This window comes from Methylobacter tundripaludum (assembly GCF_002934365.1).
Classification (GTDB): domain Bacteria; phylum Pseudomonadota; class Gammaproteobacteria; order Methylococcales; family Methylomonadaceae; genus Methylobacter_A; species Methylobacter_A tundripaludum_A.
In genome coordinates this window covers 127,585-139,983 of record NZ_PTIY01000005.1, presented here as the reverse complement: position 1 = coordinate 139,983, position 12,399 = coordinate 127,585, and the positions used below count along the sequence as shown (strand labels likewise).

Here is a 12,399-nt window from a genome sequence, read left to right as displayed (position 1 = left end):
GGTTAAAATGTTGCTTTTAGGTACATGTTAACAAAAAATTCGACAGTGCATGGATGGAGTGCGTAGAAAGCACTCAATGATCGCGGCGCGCCTTTTCTTTGGTTACTTTCTTTTCGACTGCATGGATGCAGGAGGTAGAGCACCAACAGTAGGCGCTTTAGGCGACGCAAAAGAAAGTAACTCGCTTTCGGGTGCGAGAACCCGATTCAAATAACCGTCGCGTTAGCGACACCTTTCTGCAACAAATAAAGACCGCGTAACATCGGTTTTTAATTGTGAAACAAACTTCAGGCTACTTTATCATTATGGTTTATATTGTGTTGTCGGCTGTCATTCTTGACGGACAGGTACACTGAGTTTTATTGCCAGCCGCATACCCCAAAAATTACTATAATTCATTAAGTTTATAGATTATGCAGAGGTTTTTAGTGCGTTGCTCTTGTCAGGAAGAGTCAAACAGAAGCGAGCATGAGCAAGATGTGGCATAAAAACCGTCTTCAACAAAAGAAGCATTCGATCATCGCAGTGATGTCTGTACTGTTCATGGCCTGTGTGCTCGCGCGTCCTGTTGGCGCCGCCGAAGTGCCTCTGAAAAACGCTTCCTTTATGCCACTGTGGGGTTCGCAGGCCCAGTTCGCCGGATATTACGTGGCTCTCGACAAGGGAATCTACGCCCGCCACGGTATCGACCTTAAAATCCTCAAGGCGGGGCCCGGACATACGCCCACTCAAGCTCTGGAAGAGGGCGCGGCGGATTTCGCCGTGGTCTGGCTTACCACGGCCCTTCTGCATCGCGCTGCCGGCAAGGAACTCGTTAACCTGGCCCAAATCATCCAGCGCTCGGCGTTGATGCTGGTTTCAAAAAAAACCGCCGGCATCAAGACCATCGCCGACATGGACGGCAAAAAGGTGGGATTGTGGGAAGGGGACGTATCAATACCGCCGCGCACACTGTTCGCCAACCACCGCATCAAGGTTCGGGAAGTTCGCCAGTCCCATACGGTGAACCTGTTTTTGCGCGGCGGCATCGATGTGACATCCGCGATGTGGTTCAACGAATACCATACGATACTCGATTCGGGAATCGATCCTGATGAATTGAACGTCATTTTCCTGAGAGACTGGGGCATGAATTTTATAGAGGACGGGATCTACGCGATGGAAAAGACTCTCCGTAACGATCCTGCCTTGGCGGCAGCCTTTGTCAACGCCTCGTTGGAAGGATGGCGCTACGCCTTCGAGCATCCCGACGAGGCGCTGGATATCGTGATCAAATATATGCGCGAGGACCATTTACCTGCCAACAGGATGCATCAGAAATGGATGCTGGACCGGATGCGGGATCTGATGATGCCGGTCAATCCTCAGGGAAGCTTCGGCAGCCTTACGGAGCAGGATTACGAGGCCGTAGGCCGTGCGATGCAAAGAAACGGCCTGATTGAAAGTTATCCCGACTATTCGACATTTTCATGGAAGTCCGATGCTCAGGAAAAATAGCATCGTCACCAAACTTGTGCTGGTCATCGCGCTGTTCAGCTCCGTGATCTTTGCGGTGACGCTCGGCTATAACTATTACCGGTCCCGCGTCATGCTGCAAGATGAGCTGGAAAGTAATGCGCGCAACCTCGCCATGTCATTGGTCAATCGGGTGGAGACGCAACTGACGGCGGTTGCCAAAGTGACGGAAGGGGTAGCCGGAGCGCTGGAGACAAGCAAGTATACGGAGCCGCAGCTTCACTCCCTGCTCAAAGCCACCGTCGAGAACAATCCCGAAATTTACGGCTCGGCCATCGCCTTTGAGCCCTACGCCTTCAGCGCCCAATCGCGCCTGTATGCGCCGTATTATTACAGGGAAAACGGAAAGATCGCCCTCAGCCGCCTGGAAAAGTCATACCAGTTTGTGCCTTACTTGTACTGGGATTGGTATCAGATTCCGCGTGAGCTGGGTAAACTCGAATGGAGCGAACCTTACTTCGATGAAGGCGCAGGCAATATTCTGATGTCGACCTGTTCGGTTCCTTTTTACGAGGAAATCAATGGCGATAAACAACTCAAGGGAATAGTGAGTGCGGACATTTCCCTCGACGCCCTGACGGAATACATCTCCTCCGTCAAGATACTCAAGACCGGCTACGCGGCCCTGCTTTCACGCAACGGGATGATATTGGCTCACCCGATGAAAGGCTCCATCATGAACGAGACCTTCTTCAGCATTGCAGAAGCGCGTCAGGACGCCTACCTGCGTGAACTCGGCAAGAAAATGATCAGGGGAGAGTCGGGCTTCGTCCATTACACGAGCCTGGTAGGGGTCAGAAGCTGGATGTACTACGCGCCGATCGCTTCGGCAGGATGGACGCTTGCCGTCGTTTTCCCCGAGGCAGAACTGCTTGAGAATGTCGGAAAGTTGAGCATGACCATGGCGGCGATGGGTTTTATCGGGATTCTGCTGCTGACCCTGGCGGTCATCTACATTGCCAAAACGGTCATAAAACCGCTCCAATTGCTGACTGTAGCGACCGATGAGATCGCTTCGGGGAATTTTGACGTGGATCTGCCCATAGTGCATTCGAACGACGAGGTGGGCGTTCTTACGCACGATTTTCAAGTCATGCAGGAGTCGCTGAAGGAATACATCAAGAACCTGACCGAGACCACCGCTGCCAAGGAGCGGATTCAGAGCGAGCTCAAGATGGCTACCAACATCCAGGCCAGCCTGTTGCCACGCCTGTTCCCCCCTTTTCCGAATCATCCCGAGTTCGATATTTACGCATCGATGGTTCCCGCTAAAGAAGTCGGCGGCGACTTCTACGACTTCTTTTTCATAGACGATAAGAACTTGTGTTTTCTGATCGCCGACGTTTCCGACAAGGGGGTTCCCGCTGCGCTGTACATGATGGTCGCCAAAACCCTGCTGAAAACCGAAGGCCAGCGGCTTGGCGAGCCCGATAAAATACTTTTCTCCGTTAACAACATCCTCGCATCGGACAATGAAAGCTGCATGTTCACCACGGTGTTCTGCGCTATCCTTGATGTCACGACCGGAGAGGTGCGTTTTGCCAATGCCGGACACAATCCACCGCTGATCATTGACTCGCAGGGTGTGCGCTACCTGAGCTTGAAACCGGGGCTAATGCTTGGCCCCATCATGGAAACGGTCTATGAGACTGAGCGAGTGACTTTGAAACCGGGCGATACCCTGTTTCTTTATACCGACGGCGTGACCGAGGCAAGAAGCCGGAAAGACGATCTGTATGGCGAGTCGCAACTGCGGGAGGCCCTGCAACTTGCCCCCAAAGAAGAACTTTCGGGCATGATCCACTGCATAAGCGAAGCGTTGGTACGACATGCGGGCGGTGCGCCACAATCAGACGACATCACCATGCTGGCGATAAGAATGACGAAGGATAATGCGAGCATGAACCATGCAGGGAAGGGCGGATGAAAAAAACGACGCTGTTGGCGCTGATTATTCTGGCGGCGCTCGCCATGCTGGCCGGATGCAAAGAAAGTGAAACCGTCATCGCCAGTCTGGATGATGCAAAAAATGCAAGAATCGGCGTGATGACCGGCTCAACCGGAGAGTCAATCACTGCCTCAAGGCTCCCCGAGGCCCAGGTCAAAAGTTTCGACGATATTATGGACGCCGTCGCCGCGATGAAATCCGGGCAACTGGATGCGATCGTAACCGCATTTCCCGCCGCGCTTCAGGTCTCGAAGAAGAATACGGAGTTGGGGTTGCTGTCCGAGCCGCTTGATCAAGAGGACACCGCGATTGCGCTCAGGAAAGGCAATGACGCGCTTCTGGCCTCATTGAACCGGATCATCTCTGAGCTGAAGAGCGACGGCACCCTGGAATCGATGAAGAAGCGCTGGTTCAAGCCGGATTTGAGCCCTTATGAAGAAATGAACATCACACTCCCCGCGGAAGGAGCGCCCCTAAAAATAGGCGTCAGCGCCACGCGGGAGCCGTTCAGTTTTGTCGACAAAGAGGGCAGGGTAACCGGGCATGACGGTGAGCTTGCGCGAATTATCGGCGCCAAACTCCAGAGGCCGGTCGAATTTTTCAATATGAAATTCATGGCGCTGATCCCGGCGTTGCAATCAGGCAAGGTCGATCTGATCGTAACCGGAATGACCGCAACAGATGAACGCAGAAAAGTTGTCGATTTTACTGAGCCTTATTACGCCAACGCACAGGTCATGCTGGTCAAAAAAAACGCCGCGGCAGCGCCTCCGCCCGGCATTGATAAGGGTAACGGGATTTCAAAACCGGGAGACATAGACGGTAAAAGAATCGGCGTCCTGGGCGGTTCCGCCGGAGATTTGGCGGCCCGCAGGCACTTTCCGAATGCAACTTTTCAGGTGTTTGTCGCGTCAGCGGATGCGGCCCTTGCGGTAAAGACCCGCAAAGCGGACGCCTTTATTTATGACAAGAGTGTGCTGCTTAATCTTGCCGAGAAAAATCCCGAATTGGTCATTGTCGATGAACCGGTGGACAAACTTGAAATTGCCGCCGCGATCCGCAAAGACAATGCCGCATTGCTTGCCGAGATCAATAAAGTGTTATCCGAACTGGACAAGGAAGGCGTCCTGCAGCAGCTCAGAACGAAATGGATTGATGCAAAATATGCGGCCGTGCCGGAGATACCGCCAATAAAAGACTCCGGCCGCGAGGAGGTGCTGAAAATGGGGACTTGCGCGATCATCGAGCCCTTTTCATTCCATGCGCATGGAAAACTGGCCGGTTTGGACATTGAGCTGAGCCAGTTGATCGGTCAGCGTCTCGGCAAAAAAATCGAGATCACCGACATGAACTTTGAAGCCCTGATCCCCGCGTTGCAGTCAGGCAAAATCGATTTTGCGCTTTCCAACTTTAATGTCACGGAAGAGCGTAAAAAGCTCGTACTGTTCTCTGCTCCGTATGTCGAGAACGACATCTCGGCGCTGGTTAGGCGGCCGCCGGTCTCTGATTCTGCCGCCAAAAAGCAGGACTCCAAGCCGGCATCCGTTGCAGACTTGAAAGATAAGCGTATCGGTGTGTTGGTCGGCTCCGCTCATGATACCTATGCGACGAAAAATTATCCTGATGCGACTATCCTCCAATACAAGTCCCCCGCCGATGTCGCCTTGGCGGTCAAGACCGGCAAGGTCGATGCCGCACTGTTCGATGCCGAACCCTTGCGCGAAATCATGCGCCAGGACGACAGCTTGGGATTATTAGGGGATTCCTTGTTTTCATTTTCCGTCGGGGTCGGTTTCGACAAAGACAATCAAGCCCTGAGGGATCAATTCAATCAGTTTTTAGCGCAGATCAAGCAAAACGGCGTCTACGCGGACATGATCCATCGCTGGATGGAACTGGGCGAAACGCGCATGCCGACGATCGGCGACGCGAAAAAGAACGGCGTTCTGGTCGTCGGCGTCAGCGATGCCGGATTGCCGTTTACAGCAGTCAAAGACAACCGGCTGGTCGGGTTCGATATAGAGCTTTCGGAAAGATTCGCGGCGTATCTCGGGAAACAGCTTAAGTTCGCCAACATGGATTTCGGCAGCCTGATTGCCGCCGTTTCCACCGGCAAGGCCGACATGATTTCCAGTTCCATCTACGTGACCGAAGAGAGGGAAAAACAGATCATTTTTTCCGATCCGTATTATGAGATGGACACCCGGATGTTCGCGTTGAAGCAAAATATCTTGTCGGTGAACGATGCCGGATCCGAACAAGGCAAGCGGAAAAAACTGACATCGATTGCCGATCTCCAGGACAAACGCATCGGCGTACTGCTGGGTTCCGTTCACGACAGGTACGCTATGGAACATTACCCCAACGCGACCACTCTCCAGTATAAATCCCCGTCCGACCTGCTGCTGGCTGTGAAATCCGGTAAGGTCGATGCAGCTATCTACACGCGGGAAACCTTGATTGAAATGCTTCGCGAAGACAGCGAATTGGGGCTGTTGGGGGATTCTTTGCTTTCCTACCCGATCGGCATCGGTTTCCGCAAGGGCAACGACCCATTGCGCGAACAATTCAATGAATTCCTGCGGCAAATCAAGTCAACCGGCGTTTACGGCGATATGCTGAAGCGCTGGATGGAAAACGGCGATACGCGCATGCCGGAGATCGCCAATGCAAAATCGAACGGCATGCTGATTGTCGGCATTGTCAGCGACAAGGGGCTTCCATTCGCGGTGGTCAAAGACAGCAAACTGACCGGTTTCGATATCGAACTTGCGGAAAGATTTGCGGCTTATTTGGGCAAAGAGGCCAAATTTTCCGATATGGAGTTCGGCAACCTGATTGCAGCGGTTTCCAGCGGCAAAATCGATATGATTGACAGCACCTTGATGATTACCGAGGAAAGAAAAAACAAAGTCGATTTTTCCGAGCCCTATTATGAGTTAGGCGCGAACGCATTCGCGCTTAAGAAAAATATTGCAGCCTTCGATACGAAGGAGGATTCGGCAAAAGACTCGTTGCCGTTCCTGACCAAGCTGGCCGACAGTTTTTACAGCAACATCATCCAGGAAAACCGTTACCTGCTGATATGGGACGGATTGAAGACGACGGTGATTATTTCGATATTCTCGACGGTGTTGGGTACGCTGCTGGGCGCCCTGGTCTGCTTCATGCGGATGTCGAAGCGGGCTGTCCTGAACCTGCCCGCAAGGGTTTACATCACCATTCTGCGCGGCACGCCGGTACTGGTGCTGTTGATGCTGATTTTCTATGTCGTGTTCGCCTCGGTCGACATCAACCCGGTGCTGGTGGCTATTATTGCGTTCGGGATGAATTTTGCCGCCTACGTGTCCGAGATCTTCAGGACCGGCATAGAAGGGGTTGATAAAGGCCAGGCCGAGGCCGGCATTGCGATGGGCTTTACCAAGATCAAGACATTCCTGTTCATCGTTCTCCCGCAGACCGTGCAACGTATTTTGCCGGTTTATAAGGGGGAGTTCATCTCTCTGGTTAAGATGACCTCCATCGTCGGCTATATAGCGGTACAGGATCTGACAAAGGCCAGCGACATCATTCGCAGTCGCACTTTCGATGCGTTTTTTCCGCTGATCATGATCGCCATTCTGTATTTCGCAATATCGTGGATTCTGACGCAGGCGTTGGATTATGTTGAGCGGGTCACCGACCCGAAACACAAACGGCGAATGGAGGCTAAGTCGTGATAAAAGTTGAGCGTTTGTCGAAAAGATTTGATGACCTGGTCGTACTGAAAGACATCAGCACCGAAATAAAAGCAGGCGAGGTTGTCTCCATCATCGGCCCTTCCGGCACCGGCAAAAGCACTTTTCTCCGCTGCCTTAATCTGCTCGAATACCCAAGCGGAGGGGAGATTTACATCGACGGCGTAGATGTTCTGGATAAAAAGACCGATGTGGCTAAAGTTCGCCAGAAAATGAACATGGTGTTTCAATCGTTTAATCTTTTTTCTCACCTGTCCGTATTGGAAAACCTGACCATCGGGCCGGTCAAGCTTAAGGGGATGAGCAAGGACGCTGCGCAGCTGAAAGCCATGGATCTTCTGAGGCTGGTAGGGCTGGCCGAGAAAGCCGGCAAATTCCCGGACGAGCTTTCCGGCGGTCAGAAACAGCGTGTGGCTATTGCCCGCTGCATGGCCATGGACCCGCAGATCATCCTGTTTGACGAGCCCACTTCGGCGCTGGACCCCACCATGGTCAGCGAAGTGTTGTCGGTCATACGCCGTCTTGCCAGAGAGGGGATGACGATGGCGATTGTGACCCATGAAATGGACTTTGCCCGTGACGTATCGAACCGGGTCTTGTATATGGACGAAGGGATTATTTACGAAGAAGGTCCCCCGGAACAGATTTTTGGGAACCCGCAAAAGGAAAAGACAAGGGCGTTCATCCAAAGGATTCGCAGTTATACCTGCCGCATCAGTTCGCCGGATTATGATTTGTACGCGATGAATGCCGAAATCGAGGCGTTTTGCGAGAAACAGATCCTGCCGAAGAATACAAGAGACAGCTTGCTGTTGCTGGTTGAGGAATTGCTGCAAATCTATACCCCGTATCTGCCTGAGGCAGTTCTTGATCTGACAGTTGCCTATTCGGAAAAGAGCGCGCGTCTGGAGGTGGTCTGCGAAAGCAGCGGAAAGGCGGCAAACCCGCTTGAAAGCGGCAACTTATCCGGCGATGACCTGGGACTGGCGATCATAAAAAACTTGACCGAAAGCATCGACTACCAGTGGCTCAACGATAAAAACAGGTTACAATTCCTGATCAAAACCACCCCCCTTTGAGAAATAATAGCCATGGATTTGCAGACTAGAAGTGAAAATAACGCCGTCGTTGTCACGATTAGCGGCAGGCTGGATGCGGTTACTGCGCCGGATTATGAAAAAAGCATTCGGGAATTGATTGATGGCGGGAATATTTGCATCGTGGTCGACTTTGAACAACTCGACTATATCAGCAGCGCCGGCTTGCGCGGACTTTTGCTGATGGCCAAACTGCTGAATGCGAAAGGCGGGCGGGCCTGTTTGGCGAACGTCAAGGGAAACGTTCGGTCGGTATTCGATATGTGCGGTTTCAACACCTTATTCAAGATGGAAAACTCTGTCGCTGAAGCGCTTGCGGTAATCGCCGGATAAAGGTTTTCCTGGAAAAGCTTTATCCGGCAGCCTGATGCAGCTTCTTGAGCAACACAATCACATTGCCGCTGCCGTCGTAATCGGCACGGGCATCGTCCATCAGTTTCTTCACCATATGCACCCCCAGACCGCCGATGGGGCGTTCATTAATATCCAGATCCAGATTGGGGCTAGGGGCTTGCATGAAAGGGTCAAACTGCGGCGCATCATCCTTCAGAAGAATTTCCAGCCATTCGTTCGATACACTGATTTGGACCTGTATGAACCGGTCGGCGGCGCCCTTGAGGCCGTGAACAATGGTGTTTGTAATCAACTCTTCCAGACACACGTTGGCATGGAAAGCCAGGTCGGGGTCGGATAGAGCCTGATTGACAGCGTCAGCAAGTTTTTCGATTTCTTCGAGCCGTGTGGGTATCCGGTAATCCAACAACACCTTCCTGTTGTGTCCGCAAAGATCGGATTCCTTTTTAATTTGGGTAGGTTTGTCAGGTTTCACTATGTAACACCCGGTAAATTTCTTGCGGCCACCGCGATCTGCGTTTTCAGTCAAGATTTTCGCCGAAACCGGTCTGATTGGAATGGCTAGCGAACTAAGGAACGTGCATGAAATAACTTGAGCAAGTTTTATATTTCATTTTTTAACCATGAAGGACATGAAGCGGCATGAAAGGTTTAAGTCTTCATGTCCTTCATGCTCTTCATGGTAATTGCCTAAATTAATTTATGCACGATCCTAAGTAGAACAGTATTGTCCGGTATAGCCTAATAACGCCGCTTATTGATTTGGAGCGCTTTGCGCTGTCTTCGCAGCCGCCTCTTTTTGCTGCTGCGACAGGTAAGTCCCGCCCATTACCACGGCCATTATCAAAAGGTAAACCACCGAAACGATGTATCTGGCTTTTTTGCTCTGTTGATAGCTGTTCATAATCGACTCTTAAAGTATTAAAAGTTGGAATAATACAATACTTGGTCATTCAACTGATCAAAGAATTATGAAGTCCGTGGTATTTTAAACTGCGTGATGTTTAGCTAAGACCCGGTAAAGCAGGAGTCGCCATGAAAATACATCAATTCACTGCCGATGAGGCGCTGGCAAGCCTCCATAGCGGTCATGACGGACTATCGCAGGCCGAGGTCGAATGCCGCCTGGACGAGTATGGGCCGAACCGGGTCGAGGAACTGCGGGGCGAGTCTCTGATACTGCGTTTCATCAAGGAATTTATTCATTTCTTCGCGCTGATACTGTGGTTGGCGGCAGGTCTGGCGTTTTTCGCCGAATCCCGGCAACCGGGCGGCGGCATGGCGACTTTGGGCTATGCGATACTCGGCGTGATCCTGATCAACGGCGTATTTTCGTTTTGGCAGCAGTACCGCGCCGAACGCGCCATTTCCGCACTGCAAAAGCTGCTGCCTTATTACGTCAAGGTGCTCAGAGACGGCGAAGTCGCGCTGATTTTGGCCGCCGATCTGGCGCCCGGCGACGTGATCTTATTGCAGGAGGGCGACAATGTGCCGGCCGACTGCCGGCTGCTCGAAGCCTTTAGCCTGCGCGTCAATAACGCCACCGTCACCGGCGAGTCCAGGCCGCAGGCGCGGGATGCCGATCCTTCGGCGGAAGAAAACCTGGAACATAGCCGCAACACGCTGTTGGCCGGAACCTCGGTCGTGTCGGGCGAGGGCAGGGCGGTGGTGTTTGCGACCGGAATGCATACGGAATTCGGCAAGATCGCCCATCTGACGCAGACCGCCGTTAAAACCGTTTCGCCGTTGCAATTGGAAATCGTGCGTTTAAGCCGTCTTATCGCGGCGCTCGCGTTGGCCTTGGGGCTGGTTTTTTTCTTTATCGGACGCAGCATGGGCCTGTCGTTCTGGGAAAACTTCATCTTCGCTATCGGCATTATCGTCGCCAACGTGCCGGAAGGATTATTGCCGACGGTCACCTTGTCGCTGGCGATGGCGACCCAGCGCATGGCCAAGCGTAACGCGCTGATTCGGCACATGCCTTCGGTGGAAGCATTGGGTTCGGCGACGGTGATCTGTACCGATAAGACCGGCACGCTGACCGAAAACCGCATGGCGGTTTGCTCGCTTTATCTGGGCGGGGAAATGCAGACGATTACGGCGGTGCGGAGGCAGCCGCAATTGGCGTTTACTTATCGGCGCTTTTTCGAGGATGCGTTGCTGTGCCACAACCTGAGAGAATCCCTTGCCGCCGGAAAATGGCAGACTTTGGGTGACCCGATGGAAATCGCGCTGGTGCGGATGGCGAAGACCTGTCTTGGCGAAACTTGCGCTTACCCCAAGATCAATGAAGTGCCGTTTGATACCGACCGCAAACGGATGTCCACTATTCATCAGACGCCCAAGGGTGTGGTGCTTTACTGCAAGGGCGCCCTGGAAACGCTGTTGCCGCTGTGCAAACAAGTGCAGATCGGCGGGCAAATAATGCCGCTGACGGCGGAAATCCGGCAGGGTTTCATTAACGCCCAGGAACAGATGGCAAATAAGGGTTTGCGGGTGCTGGCCTTTGCCTGGCGTGAGCTGGAAGCGGAGCATCACGGCGAGGCGCACGAGCAAGACCTGATTCTGTGCGCGCTGGTCGGGCTGGAAGACCCGCCGAGGGCCGAGGTGCCTGAAGCAATGCGCAAATGCCGGGAGGCGGGCATCAAAATCATCATGGTGACCGGCGATCATCCGCATACCGCGTTGGCGATTGGCCGGCAGATCGGCCAGATTCAGTCGGATAATCCGGTGATTATCACCGGCGAACAGTTGCGTAAGCTGTCGGAAACCCAACTGCGCCTGGCCTTGAGTGCGCCGGACATCATCTTTGCCAGGGTCGGGGCCGACCAGAAAATGCGCATCGTCGCCGCGTTGAAAAAGAAAAAGCACGTCGTTGCGGTCACCGGCGACGGCGTGAACGATGCTCCGGCGCTGAAACTGGCGGATATCGGCATCGCGATGGGCATCAGCGGGACGGATGTCGCCAAGGAGGCGGCCGATATGATTCTGCTGGACGATAATTTCGCCAGCATCATCGCCGCTGTCGAGGAAGGACGCGCCGTTTACGAGAACATCCGCAGGTTTCTCGCTTATATTCTTACGTCCAATATCCCGGAAATTGTCCCCTATCTGGCTTTCGCGCTGCTTAAGATACCGCTGCCCTTGACCATCATCCAGATTCTGGCGGTGGATTTGGGGACGGACATGCTGCCGGCTTTGGGGCTTGGCGCCGCCAAGCCCGAACCGGGCAGCATGAGGCGGCCGCCGCGTCCGCGAAAGGAACGTCTGCTCGATTGGCGTCTGCTGTTGCGCGCTTATCTGTTTTTAGGTTTACTCGAAGCGGTCGTCTCGATGGCGGCTTACTTCTTTGTGCTGCACAGCGGCGGTTGGCGCTGGGGCGAGAGTTTATCAAGTCAAGAGCCCTTATATCTTCAGGCCACTACCGCCTGTCTGAGCGCGATTATCGTCACGCAGGTAGTCAATGTATTTCTTTGCAAGACCCCCGGACGCAGTGTGTTCGGTGCGCGCTTATTCGACAACCGCACCATCCTCTGGGGTATTGCGCTGGAAATTATGCTGATTTTAATTATCGACTATACCGCCTGGGGCAACCGGGTTTTCGGCACCTTGCCGATTGCGCCTGAGGTATGGCTGTTCATATTGCCGTTTGCTCTGGCGATGCTGCTGTTGGAGGAACTGCGCAAGTTCATGGTTGTCAGGCTGAACCGTTGAAACGGCTTCAGTGGGACACCCCCGTCATGAGGTC

General features: G+C 53.1%; 8 protein-coding genes. 6 read left to right on the top strand and 2 right to left on the bottom strand.

Going from position 1 to position 12,399, the window contains the following annotated elements:
- Positions 1-468 precede the first annotated feature (468 nt).
- Genes B0F88_RS07850 through B0F88_RS07830 form a run of 5 tightly spaced genes read left to right on the top strand, consistent with a single transcriptional unit; the run spans position 469 to position 8,630 of the window.
- Positions 469-1,497: an ABC transporter substrate-binding protein gene (locus B0F88_RS07850; protein ID WP_104423392.1), complete on the top strand. Its 1,029-nt coding sequence runs from the start codon at positions 469-471 to the stop codon at positions 1,495-1,497.
- The gene (locus B0F88_RS07845; protein ID WP_104423391.1) at positions 1,481-3,442 is read left to right on the top strand and encodes a SpoIIE family protein phosphatase; all 1,962 of its coding nucleotides are present in this window, start codon (positions 1,481-1,483) and stop codon (positions 3,440-3,442) included. Before B0F88_RS07850 ends, B0F88_RS07845 begins: the two co-directional genes overlap by 17 nt.
- Positions 3,439-7,182 (top strand): ABC transporter permease subunit, encoded by a 3,744-nt coding sequence (locus B0F88_RS07840; RefSeq protein WP_146083332.1) that lies wholly within the window; start codon positions 3,439-3,441, stop codon positions 7,180-7,182. The genes B0F88_RS07845 and B0F88_RS07840 overlap by 4 nt, the downstream gene beginning before the upstream one ends.
- A complete protein-coding gene (locus B0F88_RS07835) occupies positions 7,179-8,279 on the top strand; it encodes an amino acid ABC transporter ATP-binding protein (protein ID WP_104423390.1) in 1,101 nt (366 codons plus the stop codon). Before B0F88_RS07840 ends, B0F88_RS07835 begins: the two co-directional genes overlap by 4 nt.
- Positions 8,280-8,291: 12 nt before the next feature.
- Positions 8,292-8,630 (top strand): STAS domain-containing protein, encoded by a 339-nt coding sequence (locus B0F88_RS07830; RefSeq protein WP_104423389.1) that lies wholly within the window; start codon positions 8,292-8,294, stop codon positions 8,628-8,630.
- 19 nt (positions 8,631-8,649) lie between these two features.
- On the opposite strand, the gene B0F88_RS07825 is transcribed toward B0F88_RS07830, so the two are convergent.
- A complete protein-coding gene (locus B0F88_RS07825) occupies positions 8,650-9,126 on the bottom strand; it encodes an ATP-binding protein (RefSeq protein WP_258076595.1) in 477 nt (158 codons plus the stop codon).
- 279 nt (positions 9,127-9,405) lie between these two features.
- Positions 9,406-9,555 carry a hypothetical protein gene (locus tag B0F88_RS19330; RefSeq protein ID WP_181049857.1) on the bottom strand — a complete coding sequence of 50 codons (150 nt, stop codon included), beginning with the start codon at positions 9,553-9,555 and terminating at the stop codon, positions 9,406-9,408.
- A gap of 131 nt (positions 9,556-9,686) precedes the next feature.
- On the opposite strand from B0F88_RS19330, the gene B0F88_RS07820 reads away from it, so the two are divergent.
- Complete coding sequence (locus B0F88_RS07820; protein WP_104423388.1) at positions 9,687-12,365, top strand: cation-translocating P-type ATPase; 2,679 nt, start codon at positions 9,687-9,689, stop codon at positions 12,363-12,365.
- The last annotated feature ends 34 nt before the right edge of the window (positions 12,366-12,399 follow it).

Bases quoted from the DNA above. Each gene is read 5' to 3' on its own strand.
- B0F88_RS07840 (WP_146083332.1), top strand. From the start codon at position 3,439: ATGAAAAAAACGACGCTGTTGGCGCTGATTATTCTGGCGGCGCTCGCC.
- B0F88_RS19330 (WP_181049857.1), bottom strand. From the start codon at position 9,555: ATGAACAGCTATCAACAGAGCAAAAAAGCCAGATACATCGTTTCGGTG.
- B0F88_RS07845 (WP_104423391.1), top strand. From the start codon at position 1,481: ATGCTCAGGAAAAATAGCATCGTCACCAAACTTGTGCTGGTCATCGCG.
- B0F88_RS07830 (WP_104423389.1), top strand. From the start codon at position 8,292: ATGGATTTGCAGACTAGAAGTGAAAATAACGCCGTCGTTGTCACGATT.
- B0F88_RS07850 (WP_104423392.1), top strand. From the start codon at position 469: ATGAGCAAGATGTGGCATAAAAACCGTCTTCAACAAAAGAAGCATTCG.
- B0F88_RS07820 (WP_104423388.1), top strand. From the start codon at position 9,687: ATGAAAATACATCAATTCACTGCCGATGAGGCGCTGGCAAGCCTCCAT.